Raw genomic sequence first — 21934 nt, 5'->3', positions numbered from 1 at the left:
TTAGGCAAAGTGTTAAGCCAACGCAAGCAGTGCTTCTTGCTCCATAAACAGTTGCTTAGCTTCAAATATTTGATGTAACTGGTGTAAACCTAGTTCATTGGCAGCGGTTAGCGCACTAATGAACTGTTGTGCATTCTTAGGTTTCTTGACAAAGAAGCGATCTAAATCATTCGACACAGGTTCAGCTAGCCTTGCTTTGTCACCCAGTAGGTTTTTCATCGCTTTAAAGATTTTTAAACCGCCAAGATCGTAATCAAAAAAACACAAAACCGATTCATACTGCGCAAGAAAATGCTGATTATACTGATTTGAGATTTGATTACCGGAACCAAACACAAGATCGACGTTGGCAAACGACAGCGAGCATTTAAACACTTTATTCAATAGCTCAAGCAGCATGTCGCGCGCAAAAAATAGCTCCGCATTTTCAACAATGACCAACTGCGATTTAGAGCGAAAGTTTGCATAAAATGTTGATTCATTGCATATCACCGTATCAGGGTTTACCCCGTTAATGCCTTGATGGTAAACAAACAAGTAGCTGGTTGATACTTTCGCTTTATGTGAATCCCCTTGCAGGCTCGCTTCGATGCGATCTACTGGCACTTGCGCAAGTACTTTTAATCGTTGCAGCAAGCTGGCATCAGCAATCGTGATTTTTTCGGCGCCCTTTTTAATAAAATGAGTTGAAGTGCAATTGGTCACTTGCTCGCGCAGGTCTTCTGGTAGCAGCGACAAAAACTTTTTGTAGTCGATGGCTTCACCAGCTTCTATTTTATCCAGATAAGTCGCAATTCTTTTGCCGAGCATTTAACGCCTTGTTGGTTTGCTATTGAGGATTTAGTCTAGGGATAGAAAGGATTTTACAACCATCGCAAACAACAAACCACCCAATAGGGTGGTTTGTAAGTTTTCGGCAATTAGTGAATATGGATATTAGCGTTAGCTAACCTTAGCTAGCATTGGTTAACACTGGCTAACATTAGCCAAGTACCATGGCATAGCTTCAATAATGCCTTGTTGGATTCGATGACTAGGCTCATAACCCAAAGCATGCTTCGCCTTAGCAATATCGGCTTGTGAATGCCTCACATCGCCAGCGCGAAAGTCTCGATACGAAGGTTCTTGTGAAACGTTCACATCGTTCTCTACCAGCGCATGTTTAATGGCGCCATAAAGCGCATTTAGTGTCGTTCTATCACCGAGTGCGACGTTGTACACGGCATTCTTCGCCTCTGATGCAGCGGTAGCTGCCAAGATATTCATCTGCACGGTATTGTCGATATAACAGAAGTCTCGGCTGGTTTCGCCATCGCCGTTAATGAATACGGTGTCCCCTTTGATCATCGCGGCTGTCCATTTTGGGATCACGGCGGCATAGGCACCATCAGGGTCTTGGCGACGCCCAAACACGTTAAAGTACCGCAAGCCAATACAGTTGAAGTCATAGGCTTTGGCATACACATTGGCGTACAGCTCATTAACATATTTGGTCACCGCATAAGGTGATAACGGGTTGCCAATGTTCTCTTCAACTTTGGGTAGTGCTGGGTGATCACCATAAGTTGAACTACTCGCGGCATAGGTAAAGCTTTTAACCTTCGCTTGTTTGGCGGCTTCTAACATATTGAGGAAACCAGTGACATTCGCCGCATTTGAGGTAATGGGATCGGCGAGCGAGCGAGGTACAGAGCCTAGTGCCGCTTGATGCAATACATAATCAACGCCAGCACAAACTTGTGTACAAGTGCTCATATCGCGAATATCACCTTCAACAAAGGTAAACGCCTGCCACTGCGCTGCGGATACTAGCCCCTGCACTTCATCAAGGTTTTTTTGATACCCGGTTGCAAAGTTATCTAAACCTATCACGCGTTGATTTAACTTGAGCAGGGCTTCCAGTAAGTTTGAGCCAATAAAACCAGCAACACCGGTCACTAACCAGGTTTTGGGTGTTGCTAACAACTCTTGGCATACTTGTTCGTATTTAGTCATTCAAATCGCTCTTACAAACGCATATCTACTTGGTCTTTCGGTAGCACACATTTTAAATCGTAGAGGACATGAGTTGATTTCCCGAGTGCGTGAATCTGCCCGGCCCCCATGGCTTTAAACTCATCATGTGCCACCGCTAAAATCACAGCGTCATAGTCACCTTGCTTAGGCTCAGCAGTCAGCTTAATTCCGTATTCTTGTTGGGCTTCTTCGCAGGCACAGAGTGGGTCAATCACATCAACATTGACGTTGTATTCCTTGAGCTCTTCCACAATGTCTATCACTTTGGTATTGCGCAGGTCTGGGCAGTTTTCTTTAAACGTTAAGCCCATGACCAAGACATGTGCCTGCTCGACTTGAATGCGTTTTTTCAACATGCCTTTAATTAACTGAGAGACAACATAATGCGCCATACCGTCGTTTAGGCGACGACCGGCAAGAATCATTTCTGGGTGATAACCGACAGATTGTGCTTTATGCGTTAGATAATAAGGATCAACACCGATACAGTGACCCCCCACTAAACCCGGACGAAACGGCAAGAAATTCCATTTCGTACCCGCGGCCTCTAGCACTTCTAAGGTATCAATATTGAGTTTGTTAAAAATAACCGACAGCTCGTTAATCAGCGCAATATTGACGTCGCGTTGGGTATTCTCGATAACCTTAGCGGCTTCTGCAACCTTAATCGACGAAGCTTTGTAAGTGCCTGCGGTAATAATTGATGCATACAAGGCATCAACTTTATCGGCAATCTCAGGAGTAGAGCCAGAAGTCACTTTTAAAATGGTCGGCAAACGATGAGTTTTATCACCGGGGTTAATACGCTCTGGCGAGTAACCGGCATAGAAGTCTTGATTCAGCGTTAAACCAGAGATTTTTTCAATAATAGGAATACAGTCTTCTTCCGTTGCCCCCGGATAAACGGTTGATTCGTAAACCACCGTTGCCCCTTTGCCAATCACGCTGCCAAGCATTTCTGACGCTTTGCGCAATGGTGTTAAATCAGGCTGACGGTGCTTATCGATAGGGGTTGGCACAGTCACAATATAAAAGCCACAACCTTTGAGTAAGGCTTTGTCTGTGGTACAGACCAGCTGGTTCGCTAAGGTTAGCTCCTCGGCTTCCACTTCATTGGTGCGATCTAAGCCATCATTTAATTCGTCAACCCGTTGTTGGTGAATATCAAAGCCTATCGTTTGGTATTGCTTACCAAACTCTACCGCTAACGGTAAACCGACATAACCCAGTCCAATCACTGCGATTTTTTGATTTTCTAATAGCGCCATTACCTCTTCCCTAAACCTGTCACTTTTTCTTATTATCTAGAATATTCTTGCATACTCAGCTAGTAAATTGTTCAATTATTTTACAAATTAAGCAATTTAACCGCTGCAGATAACCCGTTCCTTTTTGCCACTTCAACTTACCTTGACAAATATTCGTCAGCTACACTTCTTGTTCAAGTGTTACCCCATGCAGGCTTTTTCATGTAAAAGCGCCTTAAAACACGCAGTATAGTTATGCTATTCAATGGCTAATATTTATTCAAATATATTATCACTTAGAGAGGCGCTTGCACCGTTTCTCTGGTTCACTCGCCCTTCAATAATGTTACCAACAATATCTGCACTGCTCTGCTCAAACCGAATATCAACCCCTAGACTCGACCTCACCGCATTGTTCTCGACTAACGTATTTTTCGCTTTGTTCAAATAAATGCCGACATCATTGACGCAGTTCAATATCGTATTGTTGCGCATAGTGCCATTGACGTGCTCATATTCGCATTTACCATCTGCGCAAAACTGGGAGCCAGTGCCACCATTACCAAATGACAAGCCTACCCTAATATCTAGTGGTGAAGTATGAGGTAGCCGCCATTCACACATGACAATGTTGTTGTCAAATAGGCCATTGATGCCACCACCTTTCATGAAGGCGCCATAGGTAGTGCCATAACCCTGACGCCCGTATTTACCAAAGTCAGCGATGAAATTATTCTTCACAATGACGGAGTCCCCGCCAACGATATCTATCGGCGATGCCGGAGATTTTGTATTTCGTTTCCATTGGTTATAAATATCATTGTTAGCGATAAGCAGGCCATCAGGAAAGTCTAATTCACCGCGGCTATTGGGCGCTCCATTAGATTTGATATGCGCGTTAAAATTAATAAATTGATTATTCGATATCTCAACAAAGTCCGCATCACCACTAAGGTGAATAGCATGTTCAATTGCCCCATCATGACCTTTAGCGCCAACAAAAATTAAATTTTCAAATTTCCAATACCTGGCTTTGACAGCGAAACCTTCTTGACCACTCATCAGCAGTCGCACCTCGCCAAGTTGCACCGCAGAAATCGTTATTGGCGCTCCTTTTTCGCCATTTGTCAAAATAGGCACTTGTGGTTGATTGATAACATAGATTCCCGGTTGTAGAACGATGTGTTCCCCCGGTTCAGCGGCCTTTATAGCAGCAAATAACTGCTCGGTATTAGCAACCTTAATGTGAAATGGGGAATCCGTTAAATACATTGGCTGCTTAACCGAGCTACCGATCCCCGTTAAATCAATGACTTTAGGGTAAATTGTCGGCCGATATAACGCCGAGGCGATTTGTTTTACTTTACTTAATGCGAAGCGATGAAGCCCTTCATTTTGTGGGATATTGAGATGGCTATATTTAAGTGCATTTACGAGAACATCATCTTTTGAGTATGGAAAAAACGTTGCTGTACCAATACAAATCAACGCCAACAAAATAGCAATTAGTCGATACATTAAATGTCATGTAAATTCGGTGTGTTATGTTAGTCTACACTGAACAGTTTCGTGGGAACAATTGCAAAAGGTGCAAGGATGACTTGGCTTGGTAAGATCTTAATTCTCTCATTCGCGGTGTTTGTATCTGCGGCACCCAAGGCCGATTTTTTTGACGAAACCGTCACTTTTAAATTTCGTAGTCATGCGGCAAAAATTGTGTGGCAAGATGGAGGGTTCTTTCAATATTTGCAACAAAACCCAGCGATACTTTTAAACCAATTCTCCGTAAAAGATACAGATCAAGCAAGAAGCATCAAGGTAACACTTAACGGCCTAAAAGCCACAGCTCAGCTTCACTTACATTTACAATCTAAACAGGGGATTTTCGATGTAAAGTCGAAAGAATCCCCGTCAGGACAATCAGCACGATTAAAACTTCAGCTAGCGGAGCAAACACTGACGCTAGCCCCCGATATTGACGCTTACATTATCAACAACAATCGCAAACCGCTCGGCAACAAGCACGTTGTTAAAATTGGCACCAATAATCACGGCATATTCTCTTTCAAGCTACCACCAGAGCACATCAACAAGACAATACTTAGCGCTGAGCTTCTCCTTCCGTTAACTAAAAAGCAATTTGGCCACGCCAATGTGAGTGTGTCTCAGTTTATAACCGTTAAAAACGCACCTGATATTGACCGTGGTATCGCACAGCAACACTTTTATGATGAGCAAATCAGCTCACATGCTAGCGTTTATTATGCGCAAAACTTCGAACAGGACTCTTGGCTGGATAAATTGTTATTCGCCACAGGTATGAAGGAATCAGAATGGCAGCAAGCCATTGAAACCATCAATCAAGATGAAGCTAATTTTGTCGATCAAAAAAGCAAACGCTCGGCAAAAATTCCTTTTAGTACCAAACGAAACTTAGCAAACAATTTTGATTTTTATTTTAAGCAGCATGGCGAAAACGAGCCAGAGGAAGCTTATTTTCGCTATTATTTGAAGCTGGGTGAGAACGCCAACATCTCTGGTGGTGGCAAACTGCCGGGCTTTGGTGGTACTTATAATAAAGCGGGCTGGGGCGGTCGTGGTAACAACGGAAGAAATGGCTGGTCTGCGCGCGGAGGCTTTTTTGGCTCGGTTAACAACGCGAGCAGTCCTTGGCAAGGCCACATGCCGATTGGGCAATACGTCTATGAAGTAGGGAAAAGTAACTATGGCCACACTATCCCGTATGGCGATGAGTTATCCACCATAGCGCCTGGCATTTGGTATTGCCTAGAGCAACGACTAAAATTGAACACTCCTGGCGTTAATGACGGTATTATTGAAGCGTGGATTGATGGCAAGAAGATTTTTTCAAAAAATGATTTCAATTTCCGCACTACGCCAGCGCTAAAAATTGAAAAAATTTGGTTTAACTTCTACTTTGGCGGCGTAGATAAACCCAAGCATGACTTTGATCTTTTTATCGATAATATTGTTATCGCCTCTGAGTATATTGGTCCCCTCTATAAGGGTAATTAGAGCGTGTTGACCAGTAAAAACGCCGCTTAACGCGGCGTTTTACCGTTAATGACTATGATGCTTGTCAGGGAGTGATTGAATATATGTCACTAAGTATTCAAGTTCATGGGGCTTCAAAAAGCCTTCCCAAGGCGGCATTAAGGGGCTTTTGCCTGTTTGCGCACCGCCTTTTTTAATGACCTCTAGCATCTGCTCTGCTGATGTCTTGTGGTGATAAAGCGGTGACGTAAAGTCAGGTAATGGCACGCCTAAATGCACGGCATCAGGACTATCTCCATCACCTTTAACACCGTGACAGCGCGCGCAGTTTACGTTGTACAGCGCCGCGACTACATCTTCATCGTAGCCTTTGGGTGTCGTTTTCTTTTCTTCCGCAGCAGCCGTGACATTGGCCTCTGATGCTTTAACCAACTGTAACACTTCGCCACTGGTGTCCGATGCCGCCCCAAGTGTGGTAATAAATATCTCACCACTGCGCAGTTGGGTGACAGACGATACGCCGCGCTGGGCATACTGATTTGCCCTTGCTAAGAATTCGACTTCATCAACGCGCTCTTTACTCGCATCGAGTGCGAACAACTTAGCTGAATAGTTATCCGCAAAGATGTATTTGTCAGTCAGGCCGTCATAATAGTCACTGCGGTTAACGACTCCCCCGATGACCGCGCGGTCATATGCCGTATGTTGATAGGTATAAATCGGCCCTTTACTTGGCAAGCCTAATTCATTTGATTGAATATTATCGACATTGTGACCTTCTACTTTTGGGAATTCATAGTGAATACCCTTTTCAATCACATTGACCTCTTCCCAAATGGTCGAGCCGACATCACCAACCCACAATTGCTGTGTCTTGGCATCAAAATTCATTCTAAACGGGTTGCGTAACCCCAAGGCAAAAAACTCATCACGAACATCCGGGTTACCAATAAAGGGGTTATCTTTAGGCACGAGATAGTTTTTAGCGATTCCCGTTGGGAACGGGTTAGGCTGCTTGCTAGTCTCAGTATTCATATCAACATCCAGTCGCAAGATGCCTGACCTAAAGGTATCTTGAAAAGTGCTTGCTGACGGTGTGCGCACCCCTTCCCCCATAGCGACGTACAAATAGCCATCAGAGCCAAATTCTAATGAGCCACCGTTATGGAAGCCACTATCTTCGCGATCAAGCAATAGGATAACCTGTTCAGATGCCTTCCTTGCTGCGAGCGTTGGTCTTGATAGGTCATATCGCGACAGTCTATTGTGCTGAATACCGCCCTCTGGACGAGTATCGGTGAAATACACATAAGCGTATTGTTTAGCAGAATCGGTCAAGCCGAACTCAGGGTGAAGCGCCAACCCGATAGCACCGTTTTCCATTTCAACCACACCCAGCTCTTGCGAGAGATCTAACATTAGCTCAGGTGGCTGTTGTGGCTGTGTTAAGTCCATTTGATAAACTTTACCAAAGCGCTCTAAGACGAATATGTGTTGATCTGTGTTTGGCGCTTGCCTCGCCAAAACCGGCTGATGAAATTTAGTCCCCGTAAAAACGGTTTTAAAGCCCCACGCCGTCTCTGCTACAGGATTAAACCAAATGCGAATTTGCGTAATTTTATTGGCTATATCACGATCGCTTGAAAATGCCTTGCCCAATAATAGTGGTACGAAAAAGAAGGCTAACGCCAACACACCACTCATGGAGAAAAAGCGTTTAATTAACTGAAAGAAGAAACCTCCAACACTTGTTTCTTTGGCCTTAACTAAAATAACTAAGGCAATCAACCAATAAAAAATCGTCGAAAACAAGCCGATCGCGGCAATAAATTGGGGATCGTAGTTAATTGTGGTGGCTAAAAATAGATACAGCGAAATGGTCGTGTAGGCAAACAGATAGAAAATATATTCATGGGCAAAGCGCTTCATTGAGGTCAGCGCATGGGCTTTAAACATCACATTGGTTAACGCGATTTGAATTAAATAGCCGACAAAAAATGCGGTTAGCACGTGAATATAGTCATCATGACTGACAAATACATCTGGTAATTGGATAACGGCTTTGGGTATCAGTCCAAGCTCTCTGGTAAAGTAAAACCCAATCACCCCAGCAAGAATAATAGCTACAAGCTGAATAGCACCGTATATAAAAGCAGTTGTTGGTTGATTATTTGCCACCAGCCCTTCCTTGAAAATTTAGTTAATGTTCTGTTAATACATTGGAATTATTCCACAGCTAGTATATATTTCCACCCATTTCTGAATTTGACTACTCGAGCATTAGAAGGAACTTACTCCTGTGAATAAAACGCGCATTTTATCGTCTTTACTTCCTGCGTTTACGGTTTTAACCTGTGTTGCACAAACTGAAGTGATTACTGTAACGGGCAGTCGCCTCAGTGACGCCGCCGTTAGTGCCCAATCCGTGCTAACTGCTGAACAAATTCAGCAAATAAACCCGATATCCACGACCCAATTACTGAACGCCATTCCTCACTTATCACTAAAAGAAAACGCCAATGGCGCAGGGCAATCGTTTGTCTCTATTCGCGGTGGCGAGTCTAATTTTACCTTAGTGATGATTGATAATGTTGTTGTCAACGACCCGACCAATAGTCGCGGGGGCGGATTCGATTTCAATCAAATCAACGTGGCAGCAATAGAACGTATAGAAGTGCACCGCGGTTCACCGTCCGCGATTTATGGCAGTGATGCCTTGAGCGGTGTTATTCATATCATTACCAAAACTGACAGCAACACTAGCGTATCGTTAGCAGCAGGCAGTGAAGACTATCGCTCCGGGGCGCTCACCTTAACGACAAATTCTGACAGCGGGCTGTCAGGCTTGTTATCACTCAGCCAATCACAGCGCGATGCGAGTCAATTTGAAAACTACGACAATACGCAAGCATTAATAAAAGTCCGCTTCAATGATGAGCAGCAATCACATCAGCTGATGCTAAATTATTCATCGAAAGATTCCGACTCACTCGCAGAAGACAGTGGCGGTGTAGATTTTGCATCACCTATGCTCGCCGAAGTGAGAGAAAATCAGCAGCTGATCGCCGCCCTACAATCTAAGGTTCTGCTAACCAATGATTATCTAGAATCGTTGAATGTCAACGTAAGTTGGTCTGAGCATACTCAAGATGCAAATCACCCGGGAATTCTCCCGCAATTACCTCAAGGTGTGCCAGCGAGTGAAATTGAGAGCCAATACGAAGAGAAAAATATCGACGTTCACGTTACAGGCCAGTTCCAAGCTGTGCAGTGGGCAGCAGGGGCAAGTGCAGAAGATAAAACAGGCACGAATACGGGCTTTTTAAATTTCGGTTTTGAGCTGCCAGTTAACTATCGACTTGAACAAACTGACTACAGTGCGTTTATTGAAACCAATGTTGCTGTTGACCAACTTAAAATAAACCTCGGCGCTCGCTTTGAAAACCCAGAAAACTTTGCCAGTGACACCGCAGTTAGGCTTGCCGCGTCATATCAAATAAATCAATTGACCTTGTTTTCAAGTTACAGCGAGAGTTTCAAGCTACCGAGCTTCTTTGCCTTAGCACACCCATTGGTGGGCAATGAAAACTTGCTACCAGAAGAGGCCGACTCGGTAGAGCTTGGTATCAAATTCACACCAACCAATTCGGTCACTGGTGAACTTGTGTGGTACGCAAATGATTTTACTAACTTGGTGGACTTTGATCCTGAGTTGTTCACCTCCGTCAACCGATCGCAAGTTAAAACCCAAGGAGTTGAACTGACCTCAAGCTATCAACACGATTGGCTGAACTTGCAAGTGTATTTGGGCTATTTAGACGTTGACGTTGTTAACGAAAACACGCAATTAAGACGCCGACCTGACTGGAGCGGAGGGGTGAATGCCTCTGTAACTTTAGACGATGTCACCACGAGCCTGATCCTCGATACGCAAGCTGAGTTTTATGACAGCTCGGTACCAACTGGCCTTCGCACCCTTGGTGGCTATACCACAATTGATATCAATAGCTTGTGGCAAGTGAACGACAACGTATCGCTGACTTTCACCATCGATAATCTACTCGATAAGTCTTATCAAGAATCGATTGGTTTTTACGGCGCAGAGCGTCAATTGAGAGTCGGTATAACTTGGCAGATCTGATCGAACACAGCGCCAAAATTGAAGAAAATAAACGGGCTAATTGCCCGTTTATTTTAGTCGCTGTAAAAACGCGACCGTGTGCTGCTCGACTTGTCGCTTCCATGCACTCGTTGAAAAGGTGTGATCAGAATCACTTAGCCGCTCGGTAAAACACTGAGCAGATTTGATTTTTTGCCAAGCCTTGTCAGTAAATGCCTGTTGTTCAAATTCTTTCGCGGTTAAATCATTACCACTCAAGATCAGCAGTAACTTGCCATTAAACTGCTGCAAACCTTTTTTCATACGCTCTTGATAACTCGTTTGACTACCGGTTTTACCAGCACCGACACTATCTGCGGCGAAGTTTTTTACTTCTTTCACACTGGCTGTCACATTCACTTTCCCTGCGATTAGCTTTCGCCAGAAGTCTGGTGAAAATAATCGCTGAACATAGTAAAACTTTAACATCGTTTTACCCATCGCCTGCTCACTTCTTAGCCAGGGATTTAAAATAACCAGCCCTTTTACTCTGGTGTCTTGATGGCCGTAAATCAGCGCCGCCGAAGCAGCATCACAAAGCCCCCAAATGACCACGCGCTTGAGCTCAGGTTGCTGCTGCATAAAAGCATCGATTGCCGCTCGGATATCATCATCAATGGCATCAAATTCCGCTTTTTTGCCCGATGAATCCCCCATCCCCGTGTAATCAAAACGCATGGTGGTATAACCTGCGTCAGCTAAACATCGCGCTAACTGAACAAACTGGCGATGGCTGCCAACCCTATATTGTGGCCCGCCAACCACGATCAACACGCCGGTATCATTGCGCTTTACACTGGGATGAACAATGGACAGCAGCTGCTCGTTATTGGATGAGAAAGTAAAAGCGTATTCCATTATTCACCTAATAACTTGTTAGTGATAGTCACACCTACTGCAGAAAGCTCTGGCAAGTCGAAAACCTCTGGCACCTGCCAAAAAGCGGGTGTCTGCAATGTATGCACAGCAATAACATCACTCGCCTCAACGAACTTTCTCGTCGCTGGCGTTACCTTCTCTGTTGCCAGCTCTAACCAGCTGACTGGACTTTGCCACTCTACAGTCGCCGGCACAACCGCAGCTTCAATACCTTCGATAAAAGCTTTTGTTAATACGTAACCCGCCACTTCCGTGTTATTACCAGCAAGGATTTCATTACGCCAGTTTACCTTTTCTGTACTGTTACTCATCATTTGGTTGGCCTGCTTGATTCGTATTAATTGGCTGGCGAAGACCTTACCATTAGTGACGGGCTTCCAAAGGATTTGACCGATAATCGGTAATTGCGCGTGCAGCTTCTGTTGATTCACTCCGAGTAATAGGGCCCCCACCCTAACACCAAGCACAATAAGCTTTTGGTAACCTAAACTTTGTAGCCACTTACCTACAGATAAAATATCTTCACACCAGTCAGTTAAGGAGCCTTCTTCGAACTCTCCCTCACTGTCGCCAGTACCGAAATAATCGAGAATAAAGCTATCGAGACCTTGCTGGGCAAATGCTTGGCATTGTTTTGCCAGTACAGCACGAGAGAGGTTCAGCTCCTCCGCAACGGGCGGTGCACATAACACGGCAACATCGCTTTTCGTGTTGCCAAACTGGCTAACAAAAATGCGCCCTTGAGTGGACGCAATAAAATGCCCTTGAATCGACATAGCTAGCCAATTTTTTCTGACAAGAACGCCGTTAGACTGCCAAGCGTTTCGAACACTTCTGCACTGACTTCATCATCTTCGATAACGATGCCGTAGTTTTCCTCAGTAAGTGTCAGCACGGTCACAATCGCCATTGAATCAAATTCAGGAATAGCCCCCAAAATTTCAGTATCAGCCTCCCAGTTGGCTACTTCATCTAACTGTAAGCTTTCTTGGATCAGTTCTTTTAACTCTAGCTCTAAAGACATTTAGTTTACTTCCTTAACCTTAGGATGTTTGTTAATTTTATTTTTCAACCAATTCAATGAACGGTAAAGTGTTTGGTTTTTTGCCCATGTCACGTGGAACAAGGCGCGCTCCTCACAGGCCAACCTGCGGTGCCAGTCCATGACTTTACCGTAATATTCGATACGCTTGATGTTACCTTGTTCTGACATTGCTTTATAAGCATCAACTTTCATCAGCAAGGCCGGTGAGTAGCGGGCAAAATTTTCGTCAAACGTCGTTTTCAATATCGTGATGGTATCGTCATGCACAATACACAGATCAACCGCAACAATGGCGCCATTAAATTTATAACACCAAATTTGCGCTAAACCTTGCTCAGCAAACGAGGTCATCATTTCCACATAAAACGCACCTTGTTCATTCGCGATATCAACGGCGGTGCCAAGCGAACTTTTCCAGCCTTTGCTTTCCAACTCACCATACTGTGCGATGTGGGCTTTTATCTGCTCAGGCTGAGTCACAATTGACAGCTCGATTGCCACCCCCTCTTTGTTGAGGCGATTTTTCGCTTTATTGATATTTTGGCGTGTGTTTTTGCTTAAACTGGCAAAATAAGCATCAAAATCTTCCGGTACTCGCAACGAGCCTGTCGTGATGTATGGCAAGCAGTCTACGCCGTCACTTTGTTCAAACCATGCGCTGTCTAGCTGAGTAAAATCAAACAACAGTTGTGTGCCCGGCAGATGTTGATGAATGTCAGCGAACAAGCGACGGTCTAGCGTATGACTTTCCGATAATATTGCGCCCAAAGGTCCTTGGGAGGTTTGGAAAATAGCCCAGCGATAATTTGAGCGTTGCTCAAAAATACCGGCGAACGTCAGCTGAGCCCTTTCATACTTACACAGGATATATAGCGGCTGCGCAGCAAACGTATTGATCAGGCTTTGCATGAAAAGCGCAGATAAGACCCCTTGATTAAGAGTCCTTTGATTTAACGCATCCCATTGGCTATGGATCGTATGAAATTCTGAAACAGGCAATAACTGCCACTTAATTGCATCCATGAATTAATTCTTGTTTAGCGTATTGATAATAAAAGTTAACTGCTCTTGCGATAAATCTTGATGGCAAGGAATTTGAATGAGTCGCTCTCGATAGTCTTCAATCACCACATTATCCGTGACACAGTACTCTTCCCACCGCAACACTTGAATACCGCGCTGGCGAATGTAATCAAAGTCACGTTTGTCATTAAGCAAAAATGGAAAAACATACGGCACCGTTTGCTCATCAAGTGCAAACAAGGGTTGCCCGATGTTTGAGGCTGCTAACGCTTCAAATAAGGTCGCATAATTGTAGCGACGACAAAAAGCGATGTGGCCATAGTTTTCAACATATAGCTGTGCTTTGGTGAGCGAAAAACAGCGCTGATTCATGTCTGCGTTATTGAAATAACGAAACTCACTTGATTCCGAATCCATACCACCAACAGCGCCATTGGCATTAGTTGCACCTGGTTTGAAGCGCTTAACGGCATTTGACAACGCGGCAACGAAATCACTCTTACCTAAAAAGTACTTGATTTCACTCTTGGCGCCGGGACCCGATAACGCGAGTAGTTGAGATTTTGTTGACTCGCTTTGCGTTCTTAGCATGCCGCCATCAAAACAACTAAAAAACTTATTTAAGCTGCAAAAGCTCGCATCTGAAGTCAGCGGGCCACTTTGTAGTTGCTCACTAAAAAAAGCATGAGCGCAATCTTCAATCACGCGTATTTGATGTTGCTTGGCAATTTTCAGCGCACCTTCAATATTGGTTGGAAAACCAAAAAATCGCACCAGCAGTATTGCGTCAAAGCCTTGGATAGATTGTGCTAGTGCATCAAGGTCGACAGACAAGTCATCGTTTAATCGATAAAAAGATACCTGAGTCTTACTCGCCAAAAACGGTTCGATCATTGCTGGGCAGTGAAACTCTGGTAACAAGACCCGACTATCTTGGCTTAAACCAAACTCTCGAATAATGTAACCCAGTGCTGAACGACCATTTTTAGTAAAATAGCTGTTGCGCGAAAACTGTGAGTGTTGCGCTATCGACTTCCCCCATGGTGCCCAATGGCAATAATCTGGGGTCGCACTGATGTGCGGCTCTGGGTAATTGGTCGCATATGCCAGTGGCGGACGAAATGTTACTGTGGTCATTGTTCGCCTCTTAACTGATTCAACATCATACGAAGGTGAAATTTAATGGGCGTTGTATCCCATGGCGTGAAGCGTTTCATTTGATGAAAGTCACTACTGCGAGCAGAAATCCCCCAATGGGTAGAAACAGCACTTTCAAATCCTAATGCCTTGATAATTTCCACTGTGTCGCCAGAATAGTCATCGTTAAGTTTGCCATTGGGGTAGGCAAAGTGCCTAATTGGCCTATCTAGCATTGCCTCAAGCGTCTCTTTTGAGGCTTGGATTTGCTGCTGTTGCTCCGACACTTTAAGCGACTTGAGTATGGGGTGATCTTGCGTATGCGCACCGATTTCAACGCCTTTGTTCGCTAGCTCTTGGATTTGTGCTGATGTCATCATTCGATGAGGCGCTTCGTCTGCGTCATTGTCCACGTATAGTTGATCGACAACCTCACTGCGTTGATTGAAGTGCAAGTATTTTATCTTGCCAATCACCTTGTGTGCGAGTTGGATGCGTGATGCCGTGCTCTCAGCGGCTTGCTGATCTAAATCGGCGGCAGATAAATTAAATTGAGTGCGCTGTGTATCGCCAATGAGATCTAAAATGCGATCATTGAACATATTCCTGCCAGCAGTATACCCAGTTGCCACGTAAACCGTTGCCGGCACACCGTACTTGCGCAAAATCGGCTCAGCAACGGTTAAATTATTGCGGTAACCGTCATCAAAAGTGACACAAAGCGCATTATCAGGCAGCGTATCAGACTTTAACGCTTGAATTGCAGCAGACAAGGACATCGGCGTGTAATAATTTGCCACCAATTGCATCTGCCAATCGAACACATCAGCACTCGGCTCAGAGGGGCGCATCACATCGTGTTGCGCAACAACTTGATGATAGATAAGAATATTGAGCTTTTTCTTGCCAAAGGCTTTACTTAGCCAAGCAAGTAATTGATGAGTAAGTGCCACGGCTTTAACGACTCTCATTGCCTTGAAGCCAGAGCTCTAGTACCACCATAATCCAAATAAGCTCACCATAATAGCCCGCGTGAACGCTATGATGAGCATCAAGCGCTTTATTGATTAAACTTTCCGAAACAATATTTCGCGCTTTAAACTGCTGCAACGCGTCTAATGCTATATTTTTTAACGTTTCATTTTCTTTTAGCCAAACACCAAACGGCAACCCAAAGCCATGTTTACTCTTATCAAGTGTCTCATCAGCTAAAAAGCCACGGCAGGCTTGCTTATAAAAATCTCTCAGTTCGTAGCCAGGTAATTTTACATCTGCGGGTACTTTGCAACTAAAGTCGACGAGCGCCTTGTCCAACAGTGGGAATTTAACTTCGACGCCAGCAAGCTCACACATTTTATTGACTTTAACTAAATCATTATCAGCGAGCGTAAACTTCCAATCCAGATACAACATATTATCTACCGGATGCTCACCATTAGACTCTTGATATCGCTGCGCTAATTGCGCAATCGGTTGGTTAACATCAACTTTAGATAAAAACGTTGGCGTGAACATTTCCGCTAGACCAACAATATTGATGAAGTTGTAACTTTGCAAACGCGCAGGCAATTTAACTTCGGCTTGACGCACATAGCTAGCTGCCTTGCTAATACCGGGTATACCCGCCATAACAGCATTGTTTAAGGTTGCATTCATTAAGGCGCGCATGGGTGATGGCAAACTATAATACAGTTCAAACTGCTTTTGCTTGGCATAGCGTTCGTTACCGGCAAAGAGCTCATCACCACCATCCCCCGCCAGCAAGGTATCTACGCCATGCTGTTTCGCAAATTGGGCACAAAAATAGGCTGCCATAGAAGACGAGTTACCAAATGGTTCATCAAAATACTGTGCCACGCTAACAAAGGCTTCGGCCGCTTGTTCAGGCTGCAGGTAAAGCACTTGGTGCTGGGTATCGAAGTGATTTGCGGTGATTTTCGCGTACGGCGTTTCATCATAACCTTCGGCTTCAAAGCCGATAGAGAAGGTTTTCGCTGGTGTTTGATGCTTCGCCAGCATGCCAGATACTGTCGAACTGTCTAAACCACCACTTAAAAAGGCACCGCAATTACCTGAGGCTTGCTGCTTTACCGTTGTTTCAATGATATCCAAACATTCTTGATGCAAGCTTTGCTTGTCTTGCACATTCATCGAAAACTCTGGTGCATAAAGGGCATGAGTTGAACGCTGTAACGTCCTATCAAAGGTTACCGCTTTACCCGGCTCAAGTTTACATACCGTTTTGTATATAGTTGTTGGCGAAGGAATGCAATGAAAATACATGTAATTGAAAATAGCCTGTTCGCTAATTTCCAATGTCTGTTGAACAGCCGTCTTGAGTAATTTTAACGAGTGAGAAATTGTGATTTCTCCGCCATGCTCAGCATAGTAACAAGGCAATTGACCAATAAAGTCATTCACCAACGTTAATGTTGAATCATGCTGGTTCGCAATAACTAAGACAAAACGGCCACTCAGCTGTTGGTAAAAATTAGATAATTTTTCACCCTTGGCCAGCTTATCTAAAATATCTTGAGCGCTGGTATTGTCTATATTGCCCAACACAGCAACAAAGAACTGTTCATCAGCAATTTGCGTCATTGGCTTGTCAGAAACTAGCTTCACATTCATCGCATTTGATAATAAATACGTGAATGAGCTCCTTGCTTTGATATCTTCCACTTTACTGCCTCACCCCTAAATACTGTGTTTTATGCTGCGCTGCAAACATGCTTCAAATGAACTGGCATGATGTTGTCTAGAATAGCGAAGTATTTGCTCTTCTGGCAATGGTGCCAGCTCACCATTCTGTACCTGAGTTAAATACCTCATTAACTGCTGTTCAATCGCCAATGCATCATCTAAAGGCGCTATGACACTATTTGACTGCTGAGCCATTAGTTGGCCGGTATCGCCTTGCTCAGTCGTTAACGCAAAAATGGGCTTACCAACTCGAATATATTCATAAGCCTTAGCGGGTATTTGATAATCACAATTAGCGGCTTGCATCAGCAATAAACCATCAACCATTGTCATCTCTTTAAGCGCCTCATGAAAAGGCACTGGTGCCGCTAATTTGACAATATCTGCGATATTCATCTTAGCAAGCTGCGGTTGGTAGATCTCATCATGTCCCGTTGCTCTTAATCTCAACTCAAAATTAGTGGCGCTTAGGCGGCCACTTTTTTTGAGCGCCGCTATCGCTTGAAATAATGGTTTTGGGTCTCGTTCACTCGGGTAAACCACACCACTGTGTAGCAACACTATTTTTTCACTTTGCTGATGGTTACTTGAGGTTTGAAGTGATGCAAACATAGCGACATCATAACCGTTTGGTATGATTTGCCATTTTTCTTCAGTCACTTGAGGGAAGCGCTCTACATAGAGGGCTTTTGCACCAGAAGAGGTCAAAACAATGTGACGGCAGTGCTTCACCATTTTACCTTCTAACCACTGAAAAATTCGCTTCTTACGCGGGTTTGCAGGGTAGCCTTCTTGTGCCATCGGGTCGCGCAAGTCGGCAACCCATGGAATACCCGATAACTTATGGAGAACATAAGCAATGACATGTGCTGAGGCTATTGGGTACGTGGAAACAATAACGTCTGGCTTGCGGCGTAATATTGAGATAAGCCCGGAAACCACACCACTAAAAATCCAACTCTGCCAATTATCCGGTAAAGCCATTAACCCGAGGTACTTGCCCTTGATACTTAAATGCTTAGCTGTATTGCGCCCAAACGCTCTAATAACATTGACCTTGTCAGGAATAAAAGAAAGCTGTGACTCCTCCCAACGATCATAGGCCTGTAGCGAACTCGTCAGTACATCTACATTCCAGTTGCGCTCCACCAAATAGCGAGTGAAAGCTAATGTACGATGTACCCCACTACTGCCTAGTATTGGAGGATAATGAAACGCGACATAAAGTATTCTGTATTCCTTTGCCACTGTATCTTTCTTCTTATTCTTGATATCTATATACTTAATTTATATCTATCATGGAGCGTTAGGTTTTTCGGTGCAAATAAAAATTATAATTTTGTTTATAACTTTAGTACTGTCAAATAAAGTTATAGGTGCAAATCGCGATAACACCACATGCGGTATTGAACAAGGCGTCCCCTTACAAAACGCCTATGGCCCGTGGGATTTCACCAATCCAGCCCACTCATCTAAGCTTCCTATCGTACTAGGCGCTCACTTTACTTCTAATGTTGAGAAACTCAAATCCGGACAAACAGGCAAGCTCATTGCCGATATTGACTACACCTTACGAGCGATTCCAAATTACCACAGAGCTCTATATGCAATGGCTAAACACCAACGAATTGAAAAGATGGCGTTTAGAAACATCGACAAGTACTACACCGCTGATTGCTATTTTAAACGCGCATTGTACTTTCAGCCCAATGACGCCATTTCGCACATGATTTACGCCATTCACCTGCAACAAACCCAAAGACTGGAAGAAGCCAAGGAACATTACCGAGTAGCACTTACATTATTGCCTGAAAATCCCGAAATCAATTACAACGCTGGTTTACTGTATGTAAAACTTGGGGATTTAGTAAAAGCTCGACAACATGCCGAAGTGGCCTATCAGCAAGGCTACCCACTACAAGGGCTAGCAAAGCAGATAGAAAACTTTTCTAACGTTGAGTAATGGTGCCCGTACAAAGGACTTGGTAGATCATCATTTGTGGCAACATACAACTCTGTCAGGAACGAGTGAATATAAATGTCCCCAAGGAAGTCCAAGGCGCCTGAACATTCACTATATGGCCTTCAACGCTCTACCAACCCAGAGTTTGCAACATGCTGAACTGGCAGCCAACCATTTGTTTAGTTGGCTTTTTGTCCTTATGTTACGAACGAATAAGTAGATAGTGACTGTAGATGAAAATCGCATTGGCCGAAAAGAGCACAAATAGTTTAAACCCGCCTTTTAATTAAGAGTGCCGCAAAAGGTATAGTAAAACTCGTGACAAATTCCAACTTTGAAAGTGTGAAAAAAGATATTAATTTAGGCGTATTCTGGCTGGTTGCTCTGAGAATTGTCCTCAAATCTATATCTGTTGTCAGCACGCTTATATTAGTTCGTCTGCTACTGCCTGAAGATTTCGGCTTAGTCGCCTTGGCCATGTCTTTTTATGCCTTGATTGAGCTCATGTCGGCTTTTGGATTCGAAGCGGCAATCGTCCAGACACGCAACGCCAAAGCTGGTCACTATTCGACTATCTGGACAATTCGCTTTATTCTCAGTGGCTTTATGTGCCTGACCACCTTTTTTGCGGCGCCTTGGGTAGCAGACTTTTACAGTGAACCTCAACTGACGCACCTGCTGCAACTATGCTCATTCCTGTTTGTCTTAAAGGCCGCTACCAACCCAGGTATGATTTCGTTTATTAAAGAAATGGATTTCAAGATGGAGTTCCGTTACCAGGGCATAGCTAAGCTGTCTTCGTTTTTTGTGACCATTGCTGCGGCTTGGTGGCTGCGTAACTATTACGCCCTGATAATTGGCATGTATGCCTCAACGATTATCAGCGTAGGACTTAGTTATTACTATTCGAAATTTCGCCCAACATTCTGCCTTACCTATGCCAGAGAATTGATGAACTTTTCCAAATGGATGTTTGTAAACGCCTGGCTCAACTATTTAAACACCCGAACAGGTGAAATTGTTTTAGGGTATTTTGGTTCGTCAAAAATTGTCGGCCTTTTTAATGTCTCATACGAGATATCTTCCTTACCGTCCAACGAATTAGGGGCAGCAATTAACCGCTCTTCTTTTTCCGGTTATTCCAAAGCTCAAGGCAATATACCGCTCTTGAGAAACTTGTTTCACGATGTTCTTGGAAACACCTCAATCGTAGCTTTTTCTACTTCGCTCGGAATCTTTTTGTTGGCATATGAATTATCACACTGGCTTTTGGGTCCCGGGTGGGAATCAACACAAATTGTTTTTGAGTACATAGCTATCGCCAGTATATTCAGGGCGCTCAGCACGAACCACCAATATGTTTACATGTCGTTGGGAAAACCCAGACTGACCACGATGTTGAGTGCTATCCATGCTGTTTTATTATTCGTGCTACTCATCCCACTGACTTACGTTGAAGGGCTAGCGGGAGCTGCGAAAGCGTATTTGTATACCAGTATTCTTTATTACCCTCTTCCGATGTTGATCACCAAAAGGTTGATAAACTTCTCTTTCAAGGAGTATCTGAAAACAATTTTTAGACATCTTCTAGCTGGTGTTGCTATGGTAGTAGGGACTCAATTCGTCGTTGAACAAGCGCAATTTACACATAACCCAATGTTCTTTTCCTTGCTCATTAAGATATGTTTGGGCGCTATTGTCTTCGTCAGCGTACTCTACTTGCTATGGTTAATGGATGGTAGACCTGTCAATACGTCGGAAGGGCAAATGTTTACGTTTGTAAAAAGAAAAATAAAAGGAAGCGCCCTTGCAAATCAATAGGCCAGAGAAATGGATATATCTTTATTAATCGCAACGTACAATGGTCAGAAGACCTTGCGAATGACACTTGAAAGCCTGACCAGGATGGATGTTGAAGGAGTCGACTGGGAACTACTTGTCTGTGACAACAATTCGACTGATCTCACTGCTAGCATCCTAAAAGAGTATGAGCAAAAGCTGCCATTGAAAATATATTATGAAGGACAACAAGGAAAGTCTGCGGCTCTCAATAAAATACTCTACCAAGCACAAGGCGATATTCTGATATTAACGGACGACGATGTCATTGCTGATACACTGTTTTTAAAGAGCTTTCTCAATATTGCCAACAGCAAACTAGAATATGACATCTTTGGAGGGAAAATTGAGCCTTATTTTTCTGTGCAAAAACCTAACTGGTATGATTCTTTCGGGTTTAAGCACATCGCTTATGCGATCACTCCAGAGTCATTTGACAAAAAAGAAGTTGGACCAGGCTCTATCTTTGGTGCCAATGTCGCTTTTCGAAGATCAGCACTAACGGATAACATCCTATTTAACACACGCGTAGGACCAACTAGTGGCAACTATGAAATGGGGTGTGAGACTGACTTTCTGACTCGTCTATCTGCTGGACGTAAGTGTTGGTTCGATAGCAGTATCATCGTAAAACATATACTGAAAGATTTTCAATTTGATTATAAATGGCTTAAAGCTAGAGGGTTGAAATATGGACTCAGCATGTATACAAAAGAGAAAGAGTTGAAATTTCAAGGGGTAAAAACAGTACACGAGATCCCATTGTGGCGCATCAAAGTTTTTCTCGTCAACTGGTTTCAAATGACTTTTCTGCCTAAAAATAAAGATAAAGCAAACAATTACTGGGAAGTGGGTTTTTTTTGGGGATACCTCAAGAAGCGCTTTAAAAATAACAAATAAAATTAACA

At 43.8% G+C, this 21934-nt stretch carries 18 protein-coding genes; 5 read left to right on the top strand and 13 right to left on the bottom strand.

From position 1 onward, the window contains the following. Positions 1-12 precede the first annotated feature (12 nt). The 4 genes from DXX93_RS00740 to DXX93_RS00725 form a co-directional block, all read right to left on the bottom strand. A complete protein-coding gene (locus DXX93_RS00740) occupies positions 13-810 on the bottom strand; it encodes a hypothetical protein (RefSeq protein ID WP_116006390.1) in 798 nt (265 codons plus the stop codon). 156 nt (positions 811-966) lie between these two features. Next, complete coding sequence (locus DXX93_RS00735; protein ID WP_116006389.1) at positions 967-1995, bottom strand: NAD-dependent epimerase/dehydratase family protein; 1029 nt, start codon at positions 1993-1995, stop codon at positions 967-969. Positions 1996-2006: 11 nt separating this feature from the next. Further along, positions 2007-3284, bottom strand: a complete 1278-nt coding sequence (tviB, locus tag DXX93_RS00730; RefSeq protein WP_116006388.1) for a Vi polysaccharide biosynthesis UDP-N-acetylglucosamine C-6 dehydrogenase TviB — start codon at positions 3282-3284, stop codon at positions 2007-2009. A gap of 255 nt (positions 3285-3539) precedes the next feature. Further along, on the bottom strand, positions 3540-4781 hold the full coding sequence (locus DXX93_RS00725) for a right-handed parallel beta-helix repeat-containing protein (RefSeq protein ID WP_116006387.1): 1242 nt from the start codon (positions 4779-4781) through the stop codon (positions 3540-3542). A gap of 78 nt (positions 4782-4859) precedes the next feature. Here DXX93_RS00725 and DXX93_RS00720 point away from each other — a divergent pair, with 78 nt between their 5' ends. After that, positions 4860-6299, top strand: coding sequence for a polysaccharide lyase (locus tag DXX93_RS00720; protein ID WP_116006386.1), 1440 nt, complete (start codon positions 4860-4862; stop codon positions 6297-6299). A gap of 45 nt (positions 6300-6344) precedes the next feature. Here the strand turns inward: DXX93_RS00720 and DXX93_RS00715 are convergent, their stop codons facing one another. After that, a complete protein-coding gene (locus DXX93_RS00715; protein ID WP_116006385.1) occupies positions 6345-8456 on the bottom strand; it encodes a PQQ-dependent sugar dehydrogenase in 2112 nt (703 codons plus the stop codon). Positions 8457-8577: 121 nt separating this feature from the next. On the opposite strand from DXX93_RS00715, the gene DXX93_RS00710 reads away from it, so the two are divergent. Continuing rightward, positions 8578-10419, top strand: coding sequence for a TonB-dependent receptor plug domain-containing protein (locus DXX93_RS00710; RefSeq protein ID WP_116006384.1), 1842 nt, complete (start codon positions 8578-8580; stop codon positions 10417-10419). 48 nt (positions 10420-10467) lie between these two features. On the opposite strand, the gene DXX93_RS00705 is transcribed toward DXX93_RS00710, so the two are convergent. The 8 genes from DXX93_RS00705 to DXX93_RS00670 all read right to left on the bottom strand — a co-directional run bounded on the left by DXX93_RS00705 (position 10468) and on the right by DXX93_RS00670 (position 18472). Further along, complete coding sequence (locus DXX93_RS00705; RefSeq protein WP_116006383.1) at positions 10468-11295, bottom strand: hydrolase 1, exosortase A system-associated; 828 nt, start codon at positions 11293-11295, stop codon at positions 10468-10470. Beyond that, the gene (locus DXX93_RS00700; RefSeq protein WP_116006382.1) at positions 11295-12092 is read right to left on the bottom strand and encodes a hypothetical protein; all 798 of its coding nucleotides are present in this window, start codon (positions 12090-12092) and stop codon (positions 11295-11297) included. The genes DXX93_RS00705 and DXX93_RS00700 overlap by 1 nt, the downstream gene beginning before the upstream one ends. Before the next feature lie 2 nt (positions 12093-12094). Beyond that, complete coding sequence (locus DXX93_RS00695; protein WP_116006381.1) at positions 12095-12340, bottom strand: acyl carrier protein; 246 nt, start codon at positions 12338-12340, stop codon at positions 12095-12097. After that, a complete protein-coding gene (locus DXX93_RS00690; RefSeq protein ID WP_116006380.1) occupies positions 12341-13384 on the bottom strand; it encodes a GNAT family N-acetyltransferase in 1044 nt (347 codons plus the stop codon). A gap of 3 nt (positions 13385-13387) precedes the next feature. Continuing rightward, a complete protein-coding gene (locus DXX93_RS00685; RefSeq protein WP_116006379.1) occupies positions 13388-14521 on the bottom strand; it encodes a DegT/DnrJ/EryC1/StrS family aminotransferase in 1134 nt (377 codons plus the stop codon). Beyond that, on the bottom strand, positions 14518-15492 hold the full coding sequence (locus DXX93_RS00680) for a polysaccharide deacetylase family protein (protein ID WP_116006378.1): 975 nt from the start codon (positions 15490-15492) through the stop codon (positions 14518-14520). The genes DXX93_RS00685 and DXX93_RS00680 overlap by 4 nt, the downstream gene beginning before the upstream one ends. Continuing rightward, the gene (locus DXX93_RS00675; RefSeq protein WP_258872556.1) at positions 15479-17146 is read right to left on the bottom strand and encodes an asparagine synthetase B family protein; all 1668 of its coding nucleotides are present in this window, start codon (positions 17144-17146) and stop codon (positions 15479-15481) included. Before DXX93_RS00675 ends, DXX93_RS00680 begins: the two co-directional genes overlap by 14 nt. Before the next feature lie 72 nt (positions 17147-17218). Further along, positions 17219-18472, bottom strand: coding sequence for a glycosyltransferase (locus tag DXX93_RS00670; RefSeq protein ID WP_116006377.1), 1254 nt, complete (start codon positions 18470-18472; stop codon positions 17219-17221). A 91-nt stretch (positions 18473-18563) separates the two neighbouring features. Between DXX93_RS00670 and DXX93_RS00665 the strand changes: the two genes are divergently transcribed. The 3 genes from DXX93_RS00665 (at position 18564) to DXX93_RS00655 (ending at position 21926) form a co-directional block, all read left to right on the top strand. After that, on the top strand, positions 18564-19187 hold the full coding sequence (locus DXX93_RS00665) for a tetratricopeptide repeat protein (RefSeq protein WP_147302619.1): 624 nt from the start codon (positions 18564-18566) through the stop codon (positions 19185-19187). Positions 19188-19505: 318 nt separating this feature from the next. Next, on the top strand, positions 19506-21008 hold the full coding sequence (locus DXX93_RS00660; protein WP_116006375.1) for a lipopolysaccharide biosynthesis protein: 1503 nt from the start codon (positions 19506-19508) through the stop codon (positions 21006-21008). 9 nt (positions 21009-21017) lie between these two features. Beyond that, a complete protein-coding gene (locus tag DXX93_RS00655; RefSeq protein ID WP_116006374.1) occupies positions 21018-21926 on the top strand; it encodes a glycosyltransferase family 2 protein in 909 nt (302 codons plus the stop codon). Positions 21927-21934: the final 8 nt, after the last annotated feature.

This window comes from Thalassotalea euphylliae (assembly GCF_003390335.1).
GTDB classification, from domain to species: domain Bacteria; phylum Pseudomonadota; class Gammaproteobacteria; order Enterobacterales; family Alteromonadaceae; genus Thalassotalea_F; species Thalassotalea_F euphylliae_B.
Note: the sequence above shows the minus strand (reverse complement) of the source record. Positions and strands in the feature narration are given on the sequence as shown.